Below are 20948 nucleotides of genomic sequence, written 5' to 3' on the forward strand. Positions count from 1 at the left end.
TGCCCTACTTCTTCTTGGCTTCTTTACGACGGACGACTTCGTCCGCGTAGCGCACACCTTTGCCTTTGTACGGCTCTGGCGGACGGAAGTCGCGGATCTCGGCGGCCACTTGACCTACCAGCTGCTTGTCGATGCCCTTGATCAGGATATCGGTCTGGCTAGGAGTCTCAGCGGTGATGCCTTCCGGCAGTTCGTAATCCACTGGGTGCGAGAAGCCAAGGGCCAGGTTCAGAACCGAGCCTTTTGCTTGCGCTTTGTAACCAACACCGACCAGCTGGAGCTTGCGCTCGAAGCCTTGGCTTACGCCTTGGACCATGTTGTTCACCAACGCACGCGTGGTACCAGCCATTGCGCGAGTCTGTTGATCGCCATTGCGAGCAGCGAAACGCAGCTCACCAGCTTCTTCAACGATCTCAACGGACGAATGGATATTCAGTTCAAGAGTACCCTTGGCACCCTTCACCGAAAGCTGTTGGCCTGCGAATTTGACTTCGACACCGGCTGGCAGCTTAACGGGGTTCTTAGCGACGCGAGACATGCTTATCCCCCCTTAGAACACAGTGCAAAGAACTTCGCCGCCGACACCGGCAGCGCGCGCAGCACGATCAGTCATCACACCTTTGTTGGTGGAGACGATAGACACGCCCAGACCGCCACGTACTTTCGGCAGTTCTTCGGCGGACTTGTACTGACGCAGGCCTGGACGGCTAACGCGCTTCACTTCCTCGATGACCGAACGGCCTTCGAAGTACTTCAGCTCGATGGACAGCAGTGCTTTAACATCGCTGCTGATCTGATAACCCGCAATGTAACCTTCGTCTTTCAGGACTTTGGCAACAGCTACCTTCAACTTGGAAGATGGCATGCTTACGACGGACTTTTCAGCCATCTGGGCATTACGGATACGAGTTAGCATGTCCGCTAACGGGTCCTGCATACTCATGGGCTAGACGCTCCTAATACAAAAAAATTAGCCTTGCGGCTACATATGTCGCCGAGAATCTCCGAGCATAAAAAACCCGGGCTCAGGCGAGCCGGGTATTCTAGACACACTCCGGAAATGAAACAAGCCCCAAAAGGGGCTTGTTCCAGATTCAAGGCCACCGGCGGTCAGTCTCTTGCGACCCCGACCACCAGGACGTTGAAAGTACTTACCAGCTGGCTTTAACCAGACCCGGTACGTCACCACGCATTGCAGCTTCACGCAATTTGTTACGGCCCAGGCCGAACTTGCGGTAAACGCCGTGTGGACGACCGGTCAGGCGGCAGCGGTTACGCATGCGCGAAGCGCTTGCGTCACGTGGCTGCTTCTGCAGGGCAACTGTCGCTTCCCAACGCGCTTCTGGACTTGCGTTCAGATCAACGATGATAGCTTTCAGTGCTGCACGCTTCTGGGCGTACTTGGCAACCGTGAGCTGACGCTTCAGCTCGCGGTTCTTCATGCTCTTCTTGGCCATTTTCCTACTCCAATCAGTTGCGGAACGGGAATTTGAAAGCACGCAGCAAAGCGCGGCCTTCATCATCGTTCTTGGCAGTGGTGGTCAGGGTGATGTCCAGACCGCGGAGAGCATCGATCTTGTCGTAGTCGATTTCCGGGAAAATGATCTGCTCTTTCACGCCCATGCTGTAGTTGCCACGACCATCGAAGGACTTGGCATTCAGGCCGCGGAAGTCGCGAACGCGAGGCAGGGAGATCGACAGCAGACGATCCAGGAACTCATACATACGCTCACGGCGCAGGGTCACTTTGACGCCGATCGGCCAGCCTTCGCGGACTTTGAAGCCTGCGATGGACTTGCGAGCGTAGGTCACAACGACTTTCTGGCCGGTGATCTTTTCCAGGTCAGCAACAGCGTGCTCGATGACTTTTTTGTCGCCGATCGCTTCGCCCAAACCCATGTTCAGGGTGATTTTGGTGACGCGCGGAACTTCCATCACGTTCCCGAGCTTAAGTTCTTCCTTAAGCTTGGGGGCGATTTCCTTCCGGTAAATCTCTTGTAGTCGTGCCATGGTCTTATCTACCTAGCAGTGTTCAAGCATCAACCGCTTTTTGGGTCGACTTGAAGACACGAATTTTCTTACCGTCTTCTACTTTGAAACCAACGCGGTCAGCCTTGTTGGTTTCGCCGTTGAAGATGGCGACGTTGGAAGCGTGCAGTGGCGCTTCTTTCTCGACGATACCGCCCTGTACGCCCGACATCGGGTTAGGCTTGGTATGACGCTTGACCAGGTTCAGACCACCAACAACCAGACGGTTGTCAGCGAGAACCTTCAGCACCTTACCGCGCTTACCTTTGTCTTTGCCGGCGATCACGATGATCTCGTCGTCACGACGAATCTTTTGCATGTCGGATCTCCTTACAGCACTTCTGGGGCGAGCGAGACGATCTTCATGAACTTCTCGTTGCGAAGTTCACGGGTCACTGGCCCAAAGATACGGGTGCCGATCGGCTCTTGCTTGTTGTTCAACAGAACAGCAGCGTTGCCATCAAAGCGGATAATGGAGCCATCAGCACGGCGCACGCCGTGACGAGTGCGGACTACAACAGCAGTCATCACCTGGCCTTTTTTCACCTTACCGCGAGGAATTGCTTCCTTGACGGTAACTTTGATGATGTCACCGATACCAGCGTAACGACGATGGGAGCCACCCAGCACCTTGATGCACATAACGCGGCGAGCGCCGCTGTTATCGGCCACATCGAGCATGGATTGAGTCTGAATCATATAATTTCTCCGACCCTTAGCCCTTAGACTTCCACAGCGCGTTCGAGAACATCAACCAGCGCCCAAGACTTGGTCTTGGCCAACGGACGAGTTTCACGAATAGTGACTTTGTCGCCGATGTGGCACTGATTGGTTTCGTCGTGCGCGTGCAGCTTAGTCGAACGCTTAACGTATTTACCGTAGATCGGGTGCTTAACGCGACGCTCGATCAGAACGGTGATGGTTTTGTCCATCTTGTCGCTGACAACACGGCCAGTCAGCGTACGGACAGTTTTTTCGGCTTCAGCCATGATCACTTACCTGCCTGCTGGTTGAGCACAGTTTTCACGCGAGCGATGTCACGCTTAACTTGCGAGAGCAGATGAGACTGCCCCAACTGGCCAGTTGCTTTCTGCATACGCAGATTGAACTGGTCGCGCAGCAGGCCGAGCAGTTGCTCGTTCAGCTGCTGTGCGGATTTTTCACGAAGTTCATTCGCTTTCATCACATCACCGTCCGTTTAACAAAGGAGGTGGCGAGCGGCAGCTTTGCAGCAGCCAGGGCGAAAGCCTCACGCGCCAGCTCTTCAGAAACACCCTCGATTTCATACAGGACTTTGCCTGGCTGAATCTGGGCAACCCAGTATTCGACGTTACCCTTACCTTTACCCATCCGCACTTCGAGAGGCTTCTTGGAGATCGGCTTGTCCGGGAATACACGGATCCAGATCTTGCCGCCACGTTTAACGTGACGGGTCAGAGCACGACGCGCTGACTCGATCTGACGAGCGGTGAGACGACCACGAGCAACAGACTTCAGCGCGAACTCGCCGAAGCTGACTTTGCTACCGCGCTGAGCCAGACCACGGTTGTGGCCGGTCATCTGCTTGCGGAACTTCGTACGCTTTGGTTGCAACATTTTGCGTACCCCTTACTTAGCAGCTTTTTTACGAGGCGCTGGTGCTTGTGGTTTCAGTTCTTCTTGGCGACCACCAATTACTTCGCCTTTGAAGATCCAAACCTTCACACCGATCACACCGTAAGTGGTGTGAGCTTCGTAGGTGGCATAGTCGATATCGGCACGCAGGGTGTGCAGTGGCACACGACCTTCGCGATACCATTCAGTACGTGCGATTTCAGCACCGCCGAGACGACCGCTCACTTGGATTTTGATGCCCTTGGCACCAATGCGCATGGCGTTCTGTACGGCGCGCTTCATGGCGCGACGGAACATCACACGACGCTCCAGCTGCTGAGCTACGCTCTGGGCAACCAGCATACCGTCGAGCTCCGGCTTGCGGATCTCTTCGATATTGATGTGCACAGGCACACCCATTTGCTTGGTCAGGTCCTGACGCAGTTTTTCAACATCTTCACCTTTCTTCCCGATAACGATACCTGGACGAGCGGTGTGGATGGTGATGCGTGCAGTTTGAGCCGGACGATGGATATCGATACGGCTTACGGACGCGCTTTTTAGTTTGTCTTGGAGATACTCACGCACCTTCAGATCTGCGAACAAGTAGTCCGCATAAGTCCGACCGTCTGCGTACCAGACGGAGGTGTGCTCCTTGACGATTCCCAGGCGAATGCCAATGGGATGTACTTTCTGACCCATCTCTTCGACTCCGTTACTTGTCAGCAACCTTGACAGTGATATGGCAAGACCGCTTGACGATGCGATCAGCACGGCCTTTGGCACGTGGCATGATGCGCTTCAGCGAACGCCCTTCGTTGACGAAAACGGTGCTGACCTTCAGGTCATCAACGTCAGCGCCTTCGTTATGCTCGGCGTTGGCTACGGCCGACTCCAGCACTTTTTTCATGATCTCGGCGGCTTTCTTACTGCTGAAAGCCAACAGGTTGAGCGCTTCGCCCACCTTCTTCCCGCGGATCTGGTCGGCGACCAAGCGGGCTTTCTGGGCGGAGATTCGAGCGCCCGACAACTTAGCGGCTACTTCCATTTCCTTACCCCTTAACGCTTGGCTTTCTTGTCTGCCACGTGCCCACGATAGTTGCGGGTACCGGCGAACTCGCCCAGTTTGTGGCCGACCATGTCTTCGTTCACGAGAACTGGGACGTGCTGACGACCGTTGTGTACAGCGATGGTCAGACCGACCATTTGTGGCAGGATCATCGAACGACGCGACCAGGTCTTAACTGGTTTGCGATCGTTCTTTTCCGCCGCCACTTCGATCTTCTTCAGTAGGTGAAGATCAATAAAAGGACCTTTTTTCAGAGAACGTGGCACTGTCGTATCCCTCTATTTACTTGCGACGACGGACGATCATTTTGTCGGTACGCTTATTACCACGAGTCTTCGCGCCCTTAGTCGGGAAGCCCCATGGCGATACCGGATGACGACCACCAGAGGTACGACCTTCACCACCACCGTGTGGGTGGTCAACCGGGTTCATGGCAACACCACGAACGGTTGGGCGAACGCCACGCCAGCGTTTGGCACCAGCTTTACCCAGCGAACGCAGGCTGTGCTCGGAGTTCGAGACTTCACCCAGGGTCGCGCGGCATTCAGCCAGCACTTTACGCATCTCACCAGAACGCAGACGCAGGGTCACGTAGACACCTTCACGAGCGATCAGCTGAGCCGAAGCACCAGCGGAACGAGCGATTTGCGCGCCTTTACCTGGCTTCAATTCGATGCCGTGTACGGTGCTACCAACTGGAATGTTGCGCAGTTGCAGAGCGTTGCCCGGCTTGATCGGCGCCAAGGCACCTGCGATCAGCTGGTCGCCAGCACTCACGCCTTTAGGGGCAATGATGTAGCGACGCTCGCCATCTGCGTACAGCAGCAGAGCGATGTGAGCAGTACGGTTTGGATCGTATTCGATACGCTCGACAGTGGCAGCGATGCCATCTTTGTCGTTGCGACGGAAGTCGACCAGACGATAATGCTGCTTATGGCCACCACCAACGTGACGAGTGGTAATACGACCATTGTTGTTACGACCACCAGACTTCGATTTTTTCTCGAGCAGCGGTGCGTGAGGAGCGCCTTTATGCAGCTCCTGGTTGACCACCTTGACCACAAAACGGCGGCCAGGGGAAGTCGGTTTGCATTTAACGATTGCCATGATGCACCCCTTCCTTACTCAGCACTGCTGCTGAAATCGAGATCTTGGCCTGGCTGAAGGGAGATAACTGCCTTCTTCCAGTCATTACGCTTGCCCAGACCGCGAGCAGTGCGCTTGCTCTTACCCAGAACATTCAGGGTAGTTACGCGCTCTACTTTCACGCTGAACAGGCTTTCGACGGCCTTCTTGATTTCCAGCTTGGTTGCGTCGGTAGCAACCTTGAAAACGAACTGGCCTTTCTTGTCTGCCAGAACCGTAGCCTTTTCGGAAACGTGCGGGCCAAGCAGAACTTTAAATACGCGTTCCTGGTTCATCCCAGCAGCTCCTCGAATTTCTTCACGGCCGACACGGTGATCAACACCTTGTCGTATGCGATCAGACTAACTGGATCGGAACCTTGCACGTCACGTACATCAACGTGAGGCAGGTTGCGAGCAGCCAGGTACAGGTTCTGATCAACAGCTTCAGACACGATCAGGACATCAGTCAGGCCCATGCCGTTCAGCTTGTTCAGCAGATCTTTGGTTTTCGGCGCTTCTACAGCGAAGTCCTGAACCACGACCAGACGATCAGTACGCACCAGCTCAGCGAGGATGGAGCGCAGAGCTGCGCGATACATCTTCTTGTTGAGCTTTTGGGAGTGATCCTGTGGACGAGCTGCGAAAGTGGTACCGCCGCCGCGCCAGATTGGGCTACGGATAGTACCGGCACGAGCACGGCCAGTACCTTTCTGACGCCATGGGCGCTTACCGCCACCAGAAACGTCGGAACGGGTCTTTTGCTGCTTGCTACCTTGACGGCCGCCGGCCATGTAGGCCACGACTGCTTGGTGAACGAGCGTCTCGTTGAATTCGCCGCCAAATGTCAGTTCGGAAACTTCGATCGCTTGAGCGTCATTTACGTTTAATTGCATGTCAGCTTCCCCTTAACCGCGAGCCTTGGCCGCTGGACGTACAACCAGGTTGCCGCCAGTAGCGCCAGGAACAGCACCCTTGACCAGCAACAGATTGCGTTCAGCGTCGACGCGCACTACTTCGAGGGACTGCACGGTCACGCGCTCAGCGCCCATATGACCGGACATTTTTTTGCCCTTGAATACACGACCAGGAGTCTGGCACTGGCCAATAGAGCCCGGGACGCGGTGGGAAACGGAGTTACCGTGAGTGTTGTCTTGGCCACGGAAATTCCAACGCTTGATCGTACCCTGGAAGCCTTTACCTTTGGACTGACCGGTTACATCGACCAGTTGACCAGCGGCGAAGATTTCAGCGTTGATCAGATCGCCAGCCTGGTACTCGCCTTCTTCAAGACGGAATTCCAGAACGGTACGACCAGCTGCAACGTTTGCTTTAGCGAAGTGGCCTGCTTGAGCAGCAGTCACACGCGAAGCACGACGCTCGCCGACAGTGACTTGCACTGCACGGTAGCCATCGGTTTCTTCAGTTTTGAACTGGGTGACGCGATTCGGCTCGATCTCAATGACCGTGACCGGAATGGAGACACCTTCTTCGGTGAAAATACGGGTCATACCCGCTTTACGACCGACTACACCAATAGTCATGTTGTAAACCTCATGAGTGTACGGGGCTTTCACCCGCTATGGCCGCCCATTTCAGAGCGTTACACGACTAAGACCGAGTCTTAGCCGAGGCTGATCTGCACTTCCACACCGGCCGCAAGATCAAGCTTCATAAGTGCGTCAACGGTTTTATCCGTTGGCTGGACGATGTCCAGAACGCGCTTATGAGTACGGATCTCGTACTGGTCACGCGCGTCTTTGTTGACGTGCGGGGAGACCAGAACGGTGAACCGCTCTTTACGGGTAGGCAGTGGAATTGGACCACGCACTTGAGCACCAGTACGTTTCGCGGTTTCCACGATTTCCTGGGTGGATTGGTCGATCAGGCGATGGTCAAAAGCCTTCAACCTGATACGGATTTGCTGATTTTGCATTGGATTTCAGACTCCGGCTGCTATTCCCACCGGGCGCAATACGCCCGTTAAAAGGAGGCGCAATTCTATAGACGCCCCAGATAGGTGTCAACCCAATAAAAAAGCCCCCGCTAAGCGGGGGCTTTTTCAAAACATCAAGCAGACTCTAAAGAGGCTTACTCGATGATTTTAGCTACAACACCAGCACCAACGGTACGGCCGCCTTCACGGATAGCGAAGCGCAGACCGTCTTCCATTGCGATGGTCTTGATCAGGGTAACTTCCATTTGGATGTTATCGCCTGGCATTACCATTTCAACGCCTTCTGGCAGCTGGCAGTTACCAGTCACGTCAGTAGTACGGAAGTAGAACTGTGGACGGTAGCCTTTGAAGAACGGAGTGTGACGACCGCCTTCTTCCTTGCTCAGAACGTAAACTTCTGCGGTGAACTTGGTGTGCGGCTTAACCGAACCCGGCTTAACCAGAACCTGACCACGCTCAACGTCGTCACGCTTGGTACCACGCAGCAGAACACCGCAGTTCTCGCCAGCACGACCTTCGTCGAGCAGTTTACGGAACATTTCAACACCGGTGCAGGTGGTGGTGGTGGTGTCACGCAGACCAACGATTTCCAGCGGGTCTTGTACCTTGACGATACCACGCTCGATACGGCCAGTTACCACAGTACCGCGACCGGAGATCGAGAATACGTCTTCGATTGGCATCAGGAACGGCTTATCGATAGCACGCTCTGGCTCTGGAATGTAGCTATCCAGAGTTTCTACCAGCTTCTTGACAGCGGTAGTGCCCATTTCGTTGTCGTCTTTACCTTCCAGCGCCATACGAGCGGAACCGATGATGATTGGAGTGTCATCACCTGGGAAGTCGTAAGTGCTCAGCAGGTCGCGCACTTCCATCTCAACCAGTTCCAGCAGCTCAGCGTCGTCTACCAGGTCAGCCTTGTTCAGGAAAACCACGATGTACGGAACGCCTACCTGACGGGACAGCAGGATGTGCTCACGAGTTTGTGGCATCGGACCATCGGCAGCCGAGCAAACCAGGATCGCGCCGTCCATCTGGGCAGCACCAGTGATCATGTTCTTCACGTAGTCAGCGTGACCTGGGCAGTCAACGTGAGCGTAGTGACGAATGTTCGAGTTGTACTCAACGTGCGCGGTGTTGATGGTGATACCGCGAGCTTTCTCTTCTGGAGCGCTGTCGATCTTGTCGAATTCAACAACTGCAGAACCGAAAACTTCGGAGCAGACGCGAGTCAGAGCTGCAGTCAGAGTGGTTTTACCGTGGTCAACGTGACCGATAGTGCCAACGTTGACGTGCGGAAGGGAACGATCAAATTTTTCTTTAGCCACGACAATTAACTCCTTGCCTAAAGGGGATTAGCCTTGTTTTTTAACGAGTGCTTCGACGATATTCGACGGAGCTTCAGCGTATTTGGAGAACTCCATAGAGTAGCTCGCGCGACCCTGGGACATGGAACGAACGTCGGTCGCATAACCGAACATTTCACCCAGCGGAACTTCGGCACGAACTACTTTGCCGGAGACCGAGTCTTCCATACCCTGGATCAGACCACGACGACGGTTCAGGTCACCCATCACGTCACCCATGTAGTCTTCAGGGGTTACCACTTCAACCTTCATGATCGGCTCAAGCACAACACCGCCGCCTTTAGAGGCCAGCTGCTTGGTCGCCATGGAAGCTGCCACCTTGAACGCCATCTCGTTGGAGTCGACGTCGTGGTAGGAACCATCAAACACGGTAGCCTTCAGGCCGATCAGCGGATAGCCGGCAACAACGCCGTTCTTCATCTGCTCTTCGATACCCTTCTGGATTGCCGGGATGTATTCCTTAGGAACCACACCACCTACGACCTCGTTTGTGAACTCCAGGCCTTCGGTAATGTTGCCTTTATCGTCCACTGCAGGCTGCGAGAAGCGAATCCAGCAGTGACCGAACTGACCGCGACCACCGGACTGACGAACGAACTTACCTTCGATTTCGACGTTGTCCTTGGTGATCTTCTCACGGTACGAAACCTGAGGCTTACCAATGTTGGCTTCCACGTTGAACTCGCGCTTCATGCGGTCAACAAGGATATCCAGGTGAAGCTCGCCCATACCGGAAATGATGGTCTGGCCGGTTTCTTCATCGGTCTTGACGCGGAACGACGGGTCTTCTTGAGCAAGCTTGCCCAGTGCGATACCCATCTTTTCCTGGTCCTGCTTGGTTTTCGGCTCTACGGAGAGCGAAATCACAGGCTCAGGGAAGTCCATACGCTCAAGGATAATCGGCTTGTCGGCATTGCACAGGGTGTCACCAGTGGTGACGTCCTTCATACCGATCAGAGCAGCGATGTCGCCTGCACGTACTTCCTTGATCTCTTCACGTTGGTTGGCGTGCATCTGAACCATACGACCAACGCGCTCTTTCTTGCCTTTGACCGAGTTGATGACAGAGTCACCGGAACTCAGGAAGCCCGAGTAAACGCGAACGAAAGTCAGAGTACCAACGAACGGGTCGGTGGCGATCTTGAAGGCCAGAGCCGAGAACGGCTCATTGTCGTCAGCATGACGCTCGTCGTATTCCTCTGGAGTGACTTCCTCCTTCGGCTTATCGATCAGATCCGGGTGAATACCCTTGATCGCCGGGATCTCGGTCGGAGCAGGCAGATAGTCGATAACGGCATCGAGAACCAGAGGAACACCCTTGTTCTTGAAGGAAGAGCCGCAGACAGCCGGAACGATCTCGCTGGCCAGGGTGCGCGCACGCAGGCCTGCCTTGATCTCTTCGACGGACAGCTCACCTTCTTCAAGGTACTTGTTCATCAGCTCCTCGTTGGCTTCCGCAGCAGCTTCCACCATATTGGCGCGCCACTCTTCAGCCAGGCTCAGCATATCAGCAGGAATTTCTTCCTCGCGATAAGTGGTGCCCTTGTCGTCATCGTTCCAGTAGATGGCTTTCATCTTGATCAGGTCGACCTGACCCTGGAAGTTTTCTTCCGAGCCGATAGCCAACTGAACAGGAACCGGGGTATGACCCAGACGGTTTTTGATCTGGCCTACTACGCGCAGGAAGTCGGCACCCGCACGGTCCATCTTGTTCACGTAAACAACACGTGGAACGCCGTACTTGTTGGCTTGACGCCATACGGTTTCGGACTGTGGCTCAACACCGGAAGTACCACAGAACACAACGACCGCGCCGTCGAGTACGCGCAGGGAGCGCTCTACTTCAATGGTGAAGTCTACGTGGCCCGGGGTGTCGATCACGTTCACACGATAGTTATCGTATTGACCGACCGAACCTTTCCAGAACGTGGTAACGGCAGCGGAAGTAATGGTGATACCACGCTCCTGCTCCTGCACCATCCAGTCGGTGGTAGCAGCGCCGTCATGAACCTCACCCATTTTATGGCTGAGACCTGTGTAGAACAGGATCCGCTCGGTAGTGGTGGTCTTGCCCGCGTCAACGTGGGCACAGATACCAATGTTACGGTAGCGGTTGATTGCAGTAGTACGAGCCATAAAGCCCTCGCAAATTGAGTAACGCTGAATTTAGAAGCGGTAGTGCGAGAAAGCTTTGTTAGCTTCAGCCATACGGTGCACGTCTTCACGCTTCTTAACAGCAGCACCTTTACCTTCAGCAGCATCCAGCAGTTCGCCAGCCAAACGCAGAGCCATGGACTTCTCGCCACGCTTGCGGGCGAAGTCTACCAGCCAGCGCATTGCCAGAGCGTTACGACGGGAAGGACGAACTTCAACCGGAACCTGGTAAGTAGCACCACCAACGCGGCGCGACTTCACTTCGACCAGCGGAGCGATGGCGTCGAGTGCTTTTTCGAAGAGTTCCAGGGGATCGGTACCGGCCTTACGGGTCGCTACAGTTTCCAGGGCACCATAAACGATACGCTCGGCAACGGCTTTCTTGCCGCTTTCCATAACGTGGTTCATGAATTTGGCGAGGATTTGGCTTCCGTATTTCGGATCGTCCAGAATCTCACGCTTTGCTGCTACGCGACGTCTTGGCATTGATAAGCCCTCAAACGGTCTTCAGGTTAGCTCGGAACAGATCCCTGCGGATGCGTGCCCGACCTTACTCTTATCGACTCAATAAAATGAAAATCTGCAAAGCAGCCGATTACTTCGGACGCTTGGTACCGTACTTCGAACGACCCTGGTTACGGCCTTTAACGCCGGAAGTATCCAAGGAGCCGCGAACGGTGTGGTAACGAACACCTGGCAAGTCTTTTACACGACCGCCACGAATCAGAACCACGCTGTGCTCTTGCAGGTTGTGGCCTTCACCACCGATGTACGAGGAAACCTCGAAACCGTTGGTCAGACGCACACGGCATACTTTACGCAGTGCCGAGTTAGGTTTTTTCGGCGTAGTGGTGTACACACGGGTGCACACGCCACGACGTTGCGGGCAGTTCTGCAGCGCAGGCACGTCGGATTTCTCGACGATACGCTTACGCGGCTGACGTACCAGCTGGTTGATAGTTGCCATCTACTAGCTCCACTGTTGTCTTGCGACGCTATTGTCTTACAAGAAAAGCAAAATGGCAGGAACGCATTCCCGCCAAATTTAGGGGTACAAGAGTCTAAAGAGGATCTTGCCCCCAGTCAAGACAAGGCCCCGACCTCCCCTCTCGCCAGATCAAAGTACGAATACTTTGTTCCGACGAGCGGGGGCTGTCAGGGCCCGATCTTATTTATCGCAGAACTCAGTTACCGCTCGAGTTCAGCGCTTCGGTCAGTGCAGCTTCCACTTCACTGGCGCTTACGCGCAACGGCTTGTCTGCATCACGGCGACGCTTGCGCTCGCTGTGGTAGGCCAAACCGGTACCAGCCGGGATCAAACGACCCACGACCACGTTTTCTTTCAGGCCACGCAGGTAGTCACGCTTGCCGGTCACCGCCGCTTCGGTCAGTACGCGAGTGGTCTCCTGGAAGGAGGCCGCCGAGATGAACGATTCGGTCGACAACGACGCCTTGGTGATACCCAGCAGTACACGCGTGAACTTGGAGACGAACTTGTCTTCACCGCCCAGACGCTCGTTTTCTACCAGCACCTGAGTCAACTCCATCTGGTCGCCCTTGATGAAGCTGGAGTCGCCGGACTCGGAGATCTCAACTTTACGCAGCATCTGACGCAGGATGGTCTCGATGTGCTTGTCGTTGATCTTCACGCCTTGCAGACGGTAAACGTCCTGAATCTCGTTGACGATGTACTTGGCCAGCGCACTCACACCCAGCAAACGCAGGATGTCGTGTGGATCGCTCGGACCGTCGGAGATAACTTCGCCGCGGTTAACCTGCTCACCTTCGAACACGTTCAGGTGACGCCACTTCGGAATCAGCTCTTCGTACGGATCGCTACCGTCGTTCGGAGTGATGACCAGACGGCGCTTGCCCTTGGTCTCTTTACCGAACGCGATGGTGCCGCTGACTTCAGCCAGAATCGACGCTTCTTTCGGACGACGGGCTTCGAACAGGTCGGCAACACGCGGCAGACCACCGGTGATGTCACGGGTCTTCGAAGTTTCTTGCGGAATACGAGCGATAACATCACCGATCGCGATCTGCGCACCGTCCGCCACGCCGACCAGGGCGTTGGCTGGCAGGAAGTATTGAGCCGGTACGTCAGTACCTGGCAGCAACAGATCCTTGCCGTTGGCATCGACCATCTTCACGGCAGGACGGATGTCCTTACCGGCAGCTGGACGATCCTTCACGTCGAGCACTTCGATGTTGGTCATACCGGTCAATTCGTCAGTCTGACGCTTGATCGTGATGCCTTCTTCCATGCCCACGTAGGTCACGGTACCTTTCATTTCAGTAACGATCGGGTGAGTGTGCGGATCCCACTTGGCCACGATTGCGCCAGCGTCGACCTTGTCACCTTCTTTAACCGAAATCACAGCACCGTACGGCAGCTTGTAGCGCTCGCGCTCACGACCGAAGTCATCAGCGATGGCCAACTCACCGGAACGGGACACAGCTACCAGGTGACCATCCACTCGCTCAACGTGCTTCAGGTTATGCAGACGGACAGTACCGCCATTCTTCACCTGAACGCTGTCGGCCGCGGAGGTCCGGCTTGCCGCACCACCGATGTGGAACGTACGCATCGTCAGCTGGGTACCTGGCTCACCGATGGACTGAGCGGCGATAACGCCGACAGCTTCACCAATGTTCACCAGGTGACCACGTGCCAGATCACGGCCGTAGCACTTGGCGCAGATGCCATAGCGGGTTTCACAGCTGATCGGCGAGCGAACGATCACTTCGTCAATGCTGTTGAGCTCGATGAACTCGACCCACTTCTCGTCAACCAGAGTGCCGGCGGGAACGATGACGTCTTCGGTACCTGGTTTGAATACATCACGGGCAATAACACGACCCAGTACACGCTCACCCAGAGGCTCTACAACGTCGCCGCCTTCAATGTGCGGAGTCATCAGCAGGCCGTGCTCGGTGCCGCAGTCGATCTCGGTTACAACCAGATCTTGTGCAACGTCTACCAGACGACGCGTCAGGTAACCGGAGTTCGCAGTTTTCAACGCGGTATCCGCCAGACCTTTACGAGCACCGTGAGTGGAGATGAAGTACTGGAGTACGCTCAAACCTTCACGGAAGTTCGCAGTAATCGGCGTTTCGATGATGGAGCCGTCCGGCTTGGCCATCAGGCCACGCATACCGGCCAGCTGGCGAATCTGTGCAGCAGAACCCCGCGCTCCCGAGTCAGCCATCATGTACATCGAGTTGAAGGATTCCTGGTCAACGGTCTCGCCATGACGATCGACAACCTTTTCTTTCGAAAGGTTGGCCATCATCGCCTTGGACACTTCGTCGTTGGCCTTGGACCACAGGTCGATCACCTTGTTGTACTTCTCGCCCTGGGTTACCAGGCCGGAGGCATACTGACTCTCGATTTCCTTCACTTCGTCGGTAGCGGTACCGATGATGCGGGCTTTCTCGTCAGGGATAACGAAGTCGTTAACACCGATGGAAACACCGGAAATGGTCGAGTAGGCAAAACCGGTGTACATCAACTGGTCAGCGAAGATCACGGTCTCTTTCAAACCCACCACGCGGTAGCACTGGTTGATCAGCTTGGAGATCGCTTTTTTCTTCATCGGCAGGTTGACGACGTCGTACGACAGACCTTTTGGCACAACTTGATACAACAGCGCACGGCCGACAGTGGTGTCGACGATACGGGTGTTGGTCACGCTGCCACCATCACGGTCGTTGACGGTTTCGTTGATCCGCACTTTGACCTTGGCGTGCAGTGCGGCTTCGCCGGCACGGAACACACGGTCAACTTCTTGCAGGTCAGCGAAAACACGACCTTCGCCCTTGGCGTTGATCGCTTCACGAGTCATGTAGTACAGACCCAATACAACGTCCTGCGACGGAACGATGATTGGCTCACCGTTGGCTGGCGACAGAATGTTGTTGGTCGACATCATCAACGCACGCGCTTCCAGCTGGGCTTCCAGTGTCAGCGGTACGTGCACGGCCATTTGGTCGCCGTCGAAGTCGGCGTTGTACGCAGCACAGACCAGAGGGTGCAGCTGGATAGCCTTGCCTTCGATCAGTACCGGCTCAAACGCCTGGATACCCAGACGGTGAAGGGTCGGTGCACGGTTGAGGAGAACCGGGTGTTCACGGATCACTTCAGCGAGAACGTCCCAAACCTCTGGCAGTTCGCGCTCGACCATTTTCTTGGCCGCTTTGATGGTGGTCGCCAGACCGCGCATTTCGAGCTTGCCGAAAATGAACGGTTTGAACAGTTCCAGAGCCATCTTCTTCGGCAGACCGCACTGATGCAAACGCAGGGTCGGGCCCACGGTAATTACCGAACGACCGGAGTAGTCAACACGCTTACCGAGCAAGTTCTGACGGAAACGGCCTTGCTTACCCTTGATCATGTCGGCCAGGGATTTCAGAGGACGCTTGTTGGAACCGGTGATAGCACGGCCACGACGACCGTTGTCGAGCAAGGCGTCGACCGCTTCCTGCAACATACGCTTTTCGTTGCGCACGATGATATCCGGAGCGGACAGGTCGAGCAGACGCTTCAAACGGTTGTTACGGTTGATCACGCGGCGGTACAGGTCGTTGAGGTCGGACGTCGCGAAACGACCACCATCCAACGGCACCAGCGGACGCAGGTCTGGCGGCAGAACCGGCAGAACGGTCAGCACCATCCACTCTGGCAGGTTGCCGGAACCCTGGAAGGCTTCCATCAACTTCAGACGCTTGGACAGTTTCTTGATCTTGGTTTCGGAGTTGGTTTGCGGAATTTCTTCACGCAGACGGCCAATCTCGTGCTCCAGATCGATCGCGTGCAGCAGTTCGCGGACAGCTTCGGCACCCATGCGGGCGTCGAAATCGTCACCGAATTCTTCCAGCGCTTCGAAGTACTGCTCGTCGTTCAGCAACTGACCTTTTTCAAGGGTGGTCATGCCTGGATCGATAACGACATAGCTCTCGAAGTAGAGAACGCGTTCGATATCACGCAGGGTCATGTCCATCAGCAAGCCGATACGGGACGGCAGCGATTTCAGGAACCAGATGTGGGCAACCGGCGAAGCCAGTTCGATGTGCGCCATGCGCTCACGACGAACCTTGGCCAGCGCGACTTCAACGCCGCACTTCTCGCAGATTACACCACGGTGTTTCAAGCGCTTGTACTTACCGCACAGGCACTCGTAGTCCTTTACCGGGCCAAAGATCTTGGCGCAGAACAAGCCGTCACGCTCAGGCTTGAACGTACGGTAGTTGATGGTTTCCGGCTTTTTAACTTCACCGAACGACCACGAACGGATCATCTCAGGCGATGCCAACCCAATACGGATGGCGTCGAACTCTTCGACTTGACCCTGGTTTTTCAGCAAATTCAGTAGGTCTTTCAAGGCCTTTCCTCCTGGCGGAGCAGAGAGCGGGCTTTATCAGCCACGCTCTCGATTCGCGTCACGTGTTATTCGGTTTCCAGATCGATATCGATGCCGAGGGAACGAATTTCCTTGATCAACACGTTGAAGGACTCGGGCATGCCCGGCTCCATACGGTGATCGCCGTCCACGATGTTTTTGTACATCTTGGTCCGGCCGTTCACATCGTCCGACTTCACTGTGAGCATTTCTTGCAGAGTGTAAGCAGCACCGTATGCTTCCAGTGCCCAGACCTCCATCTCCCCGAAACGCTGACCACCGAACTGAGCCTTACCACCCAGCGGCTGCTGGGTAACCAGGCTGTACGAACCGGTAGAACGAGCGTGCATCTTGTCGTCTACCAAGTGGTTCAGCTTCAGCATGTACATGTAGCCAACAGTAACCGGGCGCTCGAACTTGTTGCCGGTACGGCCGTCGAACAGCTGCATCTGGCCGCTTTCTGGCAGGTCTGCCAGTTTCAGCATGGCCTTGATTTCGACTTCCTTGGCACCGTCGAACACTGGGGTAGCCATTGGAACGCCGCCACGCAAGTTCTTCGCCAGGTCCAGGATTTCCTGGTCGGAGAAGTCTTCCAACTTCTCTTGGCGACCGCCGATCTCGTTATAGATCTCGGTCAGGAACTTACGCAGTTCTGCAACCTTGCGCTGCTCTTCGATCATACGGTTGATCTTCTCACCCAGACCTTTGGCCGCGAGGCCCAGGTGGGTTTCAAGGATCTGACCAACGTTCATACGCGAAGGTACGCCCAACGGGTTAAGGACCACGTCCACCGGTGTGCCATTGGCATCGTGCGGCATGTCTTCAACCGGCATGATCACAGAGACCACACCTTTGTTACCGTGACGACCGGCCATCTTGTCGCCCGGTTGGATGCGGCGACGGATTGCCAGGTAAACCTTGACGATTTTCAGCACGCCTGGAGCCAGGTCATCGCCCTGCTGCAGTTTGCGCTTCTTGTCTTCGAACTTGTCGTCCAGCAGGCGACGGCGATCAACGATGTAGGCCTGCGCCTTCTCGAGCTGCTCGTTCAGAGCATCTTCCGCCATGCGCAGCTTGAACCACTGACCGTGTTCCAGACCGTCGAGCACTTCGTCAGTGATGTCCTGACCTTTCTTCAGACCAGCGCCACCTTCAGCCTTGTGGCCTACCAGTGCGGAGCGCAGACGTTCGAAGGTTGCACCTTCGACGATGCGGAACTCTTCGTTCAAGTCCTTGCGGATCTCGTCCAGCTGGCTCTTCTCGATGGACAGGGCACGACTGTCGCGCTCAACGCCATCACGGGTGAAGACCTGCACGTCGATGACAGTACCTTTGGTACCGGTAGGTACGCGCAGGGAAGTGTCTTTAACGTCGCTGGCTTTCTCACCGAAGATTGCACGCAGCAGTTTTTCTTCCGGAGTCAGCTGGGTCTCACCTTTTGGAGTGACCTTGCCTACCAGAATGTCGCCCGGGCCAACTTCGGCGCCGACGTAAACGATACCGGCTTCGTCCAGCTTGTTCAGAGCAGCTTCACCCACGTTCGGGATGTCTGCAGTGATTTCCTCTGGGCCAAGCTTGGTGTCACGGGCCACACAGGTCAGTTCCTGAATGTGGATCGTGGTGAAACGGTCTTCCTGAACAACACGCTCGGACAGGCAGATGGAGTCTTCGAAGTTGAAGCCGTTCCATGCCATGAACGCGATGCGCATGTTCTGACCCAGTGCCAGTTCACCCATGTCGGTGGACGGGCCGTCGGCCATGATATCGCTACGCTGAACGCGATCACCTTTGCTCACCAGCGGACGCTGGTTGATGCAGGTGTTCTGGTTCGAGCGGGTGTACTTGGTCAGGTTGTAGATGTCGACACCGGCTTCGCCAGTTTCAACTTCGTCATCGGCAACACGAACCACGATACGGCTTGCGTCAACGGAGTCGATCACACCGCCACGACGAGCCACGACGCAAACGCCGGAGTCACGAGCGACGTTACGCTCCATGCCGGTACCGACCAGCGGCTTGTCAGCACGCAGGGTTGGTACAGCCTGACGCTGCATGTTGGAACCCATCAATGCCCGGTTGGCGTCGTCGTGCTCGAGGAACGGAATCAGCGACGCTGCAACCGATACTACCTGCTTCGGCGAAACGTCCATCAGGGTGACGTCTTCCGGCGCCTTGACGGTGAACTCGTTCAGGTGACGTACCGCCACCAGCTCGTCGATCAGGACTTTCTTGTCGTTCATCGTGGCCGAAGCCTGAGCGATCACGTGATCAGCTTCTTCGATGGCGGACAGGAACACGATGTCGTCGGTGACCACACCTTCTTTAACCACACGGTATGGACTTTCCAGGAAGCCATACTGGTTGGTACGCGCGTAGGCCGCCAGGGAGTTGATCAGGCCGATGTTCGGACCTTCCGGCGTTTCGATCGGGCATACACGACCATAGTGAGTCGGGTGTACGTCACGAACTTCGAAGCCTGCACGCTCACGGGTCAAACCGCCCGGGCCCAGTGCCGAAACACGGCGCTTGTGGGTGATCTCGGAGAGCGGGTTGTTCTGGTCCATGAACTGGGAAAGCTGGCTGGAACCGAAGAACTCTTTCACCGCCGCAGCGACTGGCTTGGCGTTGATCAGGTCCTGAGGCATCAGACCTTCGCTTTCGGCCATCGACAGACGCTCTTTGACCGCACGCTCAACACGTACCAGGCCAACGCGGAACTGGTTCTCGGCCATTTCACCTACGCAACGAACACGGCGGTTACCCAGGTGGTCGATGTCGTCGACGATGCCTTTGCCGTTACGGATGTCGACCAGGGTCTTCAGAACCTCGACGATATCTTCCTTGCTCAGCACGCCCGAACCTTCGATTTCGGTACGACCGATACGACGGTTGAACTTCATCCGGCCGACCGCAGACAGGTCATAGCGCTCAGGGCTGAAGAACAGGTTGTTGAACAACGTCTCGGCCGCATCTTTGGTCGGCGGCTCACCAGGACGCATCATGCGATAGATCTCGACCAGCGCTTCCAATTGGTTGCTGGTGGAGTCGATCTTCAACGTGTCGGAAATGAACGGACCGCAGTCGATGTCGTTGGTGTACAGCGTTTCGATGCGAACAACCTGGGCCTTGGCGATTTTCGCCAGGATCTCGGTGTTCAGCTCGGTGTTGCATTCAGCCAGGATTTCACCGGTGGCCGGGTGAACGATGGCCTTGGCGGTCGTGCGACCCAAGACGTAGTCCAGAGGCACTTCCAGCTCTTTGATACCGGCCTTTTCGATCTGGTTGATGTGGCGTGCAGTGATACGACGACCAGCCTCAACAATGACCTTGCCTTTTTCGTCCTGGATGTCCAGAACGGCAATTTCACCACGCAGACGCGAAGCGATCAGCTCCAGCTTGAGGGTTTCATCCTTCAGGCTGAATACGTTGGTGGTGTAGAAAGCATCCAGCACTTGTTCGGTGGTGTAACCCAGCGCGCGCAGCAGTACCGAGGCCGGCAGTTTGCGGCGACGGTCGATACGTACGAATACGCAGTCTTTCGGGTCGAACTCGAAGTCCAGCCACGAACCGCGGTATGGAATGATCCGCGCGGAGTACAGGAGTTTGCCGGAGCTGTGCGTCTTGCCGCGGTCGTGGTCGAAGAACACGCCCGGGGAACGGTGCAGTTGGGAAACGATAACGCGTTCGGTACCGTTGATAACGAAGGTACCGTTTTCAGTCATCAGGGGGATTTCACCCATGTAGACTTCTTGCTCTTTGATGTCCTTGATCGCTTTGTTCGACGATTCTTTGTCGAAAATGATCAGACGGACTTTTACCCGCAAAGGTACGGCGTACGTGACGCCGCGCAACACGCATTCTTTGACATCAAATGCCGGTTCGCCCAGACGATAACCGACGTACTCCAGCGCAGCATTGCCGGAGTAGCTGATGATCGGGAAAACGGATTTGAAGGCCGCATGCAGGCCCACGTCGCGGAACTGATCTTTGGTCGCTCCCGCCTGCAAGAATTCACGATACGAATCCAGCTGGATAGCCAGAAGGTACGGGACATCCATGACGTCCGGCAACTTGCTAAAGTCCTTGCGGATACGTTTTTTCTCAGTATATGAGTAAGCCATCAGCGTTCCCCAGCTTGGTCACCTGCTTGTTTGGCCCCTCCCGACGGGAGCAGCCAGAAAATCTTGCAAACCCCTTGGTTTGCACCACCGCATCGGGTGGCTACAACACGCTTTTGGCGGCGACCGAGTCGAC

General features: G+C 55.5%; 23 protein-coding genes. All 23 read right to left on the reverse strand.

What is annotated here, in order from left to right:
- Positions 1-4: 4 nt before the first annotated feature.
- A complete protein-coding gene (rplF, locus tag ACW9IB_RS21345) occupies positions 5-538 on the reverse strand; it encodes a 50S ribosomal protein L6 (RefSeq protein ID WP_024077677.1) in 534 nt (177 codons plus the stop codon).
- 12 nt (positions 539-550) lie between these two features.
- Positions 551-943, reverse strand: coding sequence for a 30S ribosomal protein S8 (gene rpsH / locus ACW9IB_RS21350; protein WP_457367424.1), 393 nt, complete (start codon positions 941-943; stop codon positions 551-553).
- Between the two features lie 208 nt (positions 944-1151).
- Positions 1152-1457: a 30S ribosomal protein S14 gene (gene rpsN, locus ACW9IB_RS21355; protein WP_457367423.1), complete on the reverse strand. Its 306-nt coding sequence runs from the start codon at positions 1455-1457 to the stop codon at positions 1152-1154.
- 13 nt (positions 1458-1470) lie between these two features.
- A complete protein-coding gene (gene rplE / locus ACW9IB_RS21360) occupies positions 1471-2010 on the reverse strand; it encodes a 50S ribosomal protein L5 (protein WP_003194642.1) in 540 nt (179 codons plus the stop codon).
- Positions 2011-2032: 22 nt separating this feature from the next.
- The gene (gene rplX / locus ACW9IB_RS21365; RefSeq protein WP_003186046.1) at positions 2033-2347 is read right to left on the reverse strand and encodes a 50S ribosomal protein L24; all 315 of its coding nucleotides are present in this window, start codon (positions 2345-2347) and stop codon (positions 2033-2035) included.
- A gap of 11 nt (positions 2348-2358) precedes the next feature.
- A complete protein-coding gene (gene rplN, locus ACW9IB_RS21370) occupies positions 2359-2727 on the reverse strand; it encodes a 50S ribosomal protein L14 (RefSeq protein ID WP_011063774.1) in 369 nt (122 codons plus the stop codon).
- A gap of 23 nt (positions 2728-2750) precedes the next feature.
- Entirely contained in the window at positions 2751-3017 is a 267-nt protein-coding gene (gene rpsQ / locus ACW9IB_RS21375) for a 30S ribosomal protein S17 (protein ID WP_003176419.1), read from the reverse strand.
- A 2-nt stretch (positions 3018-3019) separates the two neighbouring features.
- Complete coding sequence (gene rpmC, locus ACW9IB_RS21380) at positions 3020-3211, reverse strand: 50S ribosomal protein L29 (protein WP_002555481.1); 192 nt, start codon at positions 3209-3211, stop codon at positions 3020-3022.
- A complete protein-coding gene (gene rplP / locus ACW9IB_RS21385; protein ID WP_003176421.1) occupies positions 3211-3624 on the reverse strand; it encodes a 50S ribosomal protein L16 in 414 nt (137 codons plus the stop codon). Before rplP ends, rpmC begins: the two co-directional genes overlap by 1 nt.
- A gap of 12 nt (positions 3625-3636) precedes the next feature.
- Positions 3637-4323: a 30S ribosomal protein S3 gene (gene rpsC / locus ACW9IB_RS21390; RefSeq protein WP_027982006.1), complete on the reverse strand. Its 687-nt coding sequence runs from the start codon at positions 4321-4323 to the stop codon at positions 3637-3639.
- Between the two features lie 13 nt (positions 4324-4336).
- Positions 4337-4669: a 50S ribosomal protein L22 gene (gene rplV / locus ACW9IB_RS21395; protein ID WP_003103908.1), complete on the reverse strand. Its 333-nt coding sequence runs from the start codon at positions 4667-4669 to the stop codon at positions 4337-4339.
- Between the two features lie 11 nt (positions 4670-4680).
- A complete protein-coding gene (gene rpsS, locus ACW9IB_RS21400) occupies positions 4681-4956 on the reverse strand; it encodes a 30S ribosomal protein S19 (protein ID WP_085585806.1) in 276 nt (91 codons plus the stop codon).
- A 16-nt stretch (positions 4957-4972) separates the two neighbouring features.
- Positions 4973-5797, reverse strand: coding sequence for a 50S ribosomal protein L2 (rplB, locus tag ACW9IB_RS21405; protein WP_007924198.1), 825 nt, complete (start codon positions 5795-5797; stop codon positions 4973-4975).
- A gap of 14 nt (positions 5798-5811) precedes the next feature.
- Positions 5812-6111 (reverse strand): 50S ribosomal protein L23, encoded by a 300-nt coding sequence (gene rplW / locus ACW9IB_RS21410; RefSeq protein ID WP_002555488.1) that lies wholly within the window; start codon positions 6109-6111, stop codon positions 5812-5814.
- The gene (rplD, locus tag ACW9IB_RS21415) at positions 6108-6710 is read right to left on the reverse strand and encodes a 50S ribosomal protein L4 (RefSeq protein WP_457367421.1); all 603 of its coding nucleotides are present in this window, start codon (positions 6708-6710) and stop codon (positions 6108-6110) included. The genes rplW and rplD overlap by 4 nt, the downstream gene beginning before the upstream one ends.
- Before the next feature lie 12 nt (positions 6711-6722).
- Positions 6723-7358: a 50S ribosomal protein L3 gene (gene rplC / locus ACW9IB_RS21420; protein WP_457367420.1), complete on the reverse strand. Its 636-nt coding sequence runs from the start codon at positions 7356-7358 to the stop codon at positions 6723-6725.
- 80 nt (positions 7359-7438) lie between these two features.
- A complete protein-coding gene (gene rpsJ, locus ACW9IB_RS21425) occupies positions 7439-7750 on the reverse strand; it encodes a 30S ribosomal protein S10 (protein ID WP_003186070.1) in 312 nt (103 codons plus the stop codon).
- 155 nt (positions 7751-7905) lie between these two features.
- Positions 7906-9099, reverse strand: coding sequence for an elongation factor Tu (tuf, locus tag ACW9IB_RS21430; protein ID WP_401057898.1), 1194 nt, complete (start codon positions 9097-9099; stop codon positions 7906-7908).
- 27 nt (positions 9100-9126) lie between these two features.
- Complete coding sequence (gene fusA / locus ACW9IB_RS21435) at positions 9127-11274, reverse strand: elongation factor G (RefSeq protein ID WP_457415428.1); 2148 nt, start codon at positions 11272-11274, stop codon at positions 9127-9129.
- A gap of 30 nt (positions 11275-11304) precedes the next feature.
- Entirely contained in the window at positions 11305-11778 is a 474-nt protein-coding gene (rpsG, locus tag ACW9IB_RS21440) for a 30S ribosomal protein S7 (protein WP_007916467.1), read from the reverse strand.
- 109 nt (positions 11779-11887) lie between these two features.
- Entirely contained in the window at positions 11888-12259 is a 372-nt protein-coding gene (gene rpsL / locus ACW9IB_RS21445; protein ID WP_003186084.1) for a 30S ribosomal protein S12, read from the reverse strand.
- 217 nt (positions 12260-12476) lie between these two features.
- Positions 12477-16676: a DNA-directed RNA polymerase subunit beta' gene (gene rpoC / locus ACW9IB_RS21450; protein ID WP_457367418.1), complete on the reverse strand. Its 4200-nt coding sequence runs from the start codon at positions 16674-16676 to the stop codon at positions 12477-12479.
- A gap of 65 nt (positions 16677-16741) precedes the next feature.
- Positions 16742-20815 (reverse strand): DNA-directed RNA polymerase subunit beta, encoded by a 4074-nt coding sequence (gene rpoB, locus ACW9IB_RS21455; protein WP_457367417.1) that lies wholly within the window; start codon positions 20813-20815, stop codon positions 16742-16744.
- Positions 20816-20948: the final 133 nt, after the last annotated feature.

It is taken from the genome of Pseudomonas sp. SDO524_S393 (assembly GCF_054071875.1).

What these genes read in the sequence shown, in the direction of transcription:
- rplN (WP_011063774.1), bottom strand. Translation starts at nt 2,727, where the DNA reads ATGATTCAGACTCAATCCATGCTCGATGTGGCCGATAACAGCGGCGCT.
- rplF (WP_024077677.1), bottom strand. Translation starts at nt 538, where the DNA reads ATGTCTCGCGTCGCTAAGAACCCCGTTAAGCTGCCAGCCGGTGTCGAA.
- rplD (WP_457367421.1), bottom strand. Translation starts at nt 6,710, where the DNA reads ATGCAATTAAACGTAAATGACGCTCAAGCGATCGAAGTTTCCGAACTG.
- rplE (WP_003194642.1), bottom strand. Translation starts at nt 2,010, where the DNA reads ATGGCACGACTACAAGAGATTTACCGGAAGGAAATCGCCCCCAAGCTT.
- rpmC (WP_002555481.1), bottom strand. Translation starts at nt 3,211, where the DNA reads ATGAAAGCGAATGAACTTCGTGAAAAATCCGCACAGCAGCTGAACGAG.
- rplV (WP_003103908.1), bottom strand. Translation starts at nt 4,669, where the DNA reads ATGGAAGTAGCCGCTAAGTTGTCGGGCGCTCGAATCTCCGCCCAGAAA.
- rplW (WP_002555488.1), bottom strand. Translation starts at nt 6,111, where the DNA reads ATGAACCAGGAACGCGTATTTAAAGTTCTGCTTGGCCCGCACGTTTCC.
- rpsQ (WP_003176419.1), bottom strand. Translation starts at nt 3,017, where the DNA reads ATGGCTGAAGCCGAAAAAACTGTCCGTACGCTGACTGGCCGTGTTGTC.
- rpsN (WP_457367423.1), bottom strand. Translation starts at nt 1,457, where the DNA reads ATGGCCAAGAAGAGCATGAAGAACCGCGAGCTGAAGCGTCAGCTCACG.
- rpoB (WP_457367417.1), bottom strand. Translation starts at nt 20,815, where the DNA reads ATGGCTTACTCATATACTGAGAAAAAACGTATCCGCAAGGACTTTAGC.
- rpsL (WP_003186084.1), bottom strand. Translation starts at nt 12,259, where the DNA reads ATGGCAACTATCAACCAGCTGGTACGTCAGCCGCGTAAGCGTATCGTC.
- rpsC (WP_027982006.1), bottom strand. Translation starts at nt 4,323, where the DNA reads ATGGGTCAGAAAGTACATCCCATTGGCATTCGCCTGGGAATCGTCAAG.
- rpsH (WP_457367424.1), bottom strand. Translation starts at nt 943, where the DNA reads ATGAGTATGCAGGACCCGTTAGCGGACATGCTAACTCGTATCCGTAAT.
- rplB (WP_007924198.1), bottom strand. Translation starts at nt 5,797, where the DNA reads ATGGCAATCGTTAAATGCAAACCGACTTCCCCTGGCCGCCGTTTTGTG.
- rplX (WP_003186046.1), bottom strand. Translation starts at nt 2,347, where the DNA reads ATGCAAAAGATTCGTCGTGACGACGAGATCATCGTGATCGCCGGCAAA.
- rplP (WP_003176421.1), bottom strand. Translation starts at nt 3,624, where the DNA reads ATGTTGCAACCAAAGCGTACGAAGTTCCGCAAGCAGATGACCGGCCAC.
- rplC (WP_457367420.1), bottom strand. Translation starts at nt 7,358, where the DNA reads ATGACTATTGGTGTAGTCGGTCGTAAAGCGGGTATGACCCGTATTTTC.
- rpsG (WP_007916467.1), bottom strand. Translation starts at nt 11,778, where the DNA reads ATGCCAAGACGTCGCGTAGCAGCAAAGCGTGAGATTCTGGACGATCCG.
- rpsJ (WP_003186070.1), bottom strand. Translation starts at nt 7,750, where the DNA reads ATGCAAAATCAGCAAATCCGTATCAGGTTGAAGGCTTTTGACCATCGC.
- fusA (WP_457415428.1), bottom strand. Translation starts at nt 11,274, where the DNA reads ATGGCTCGTACTACTGCAATCAACCGCTACCGTAACATTGGTATCTGT.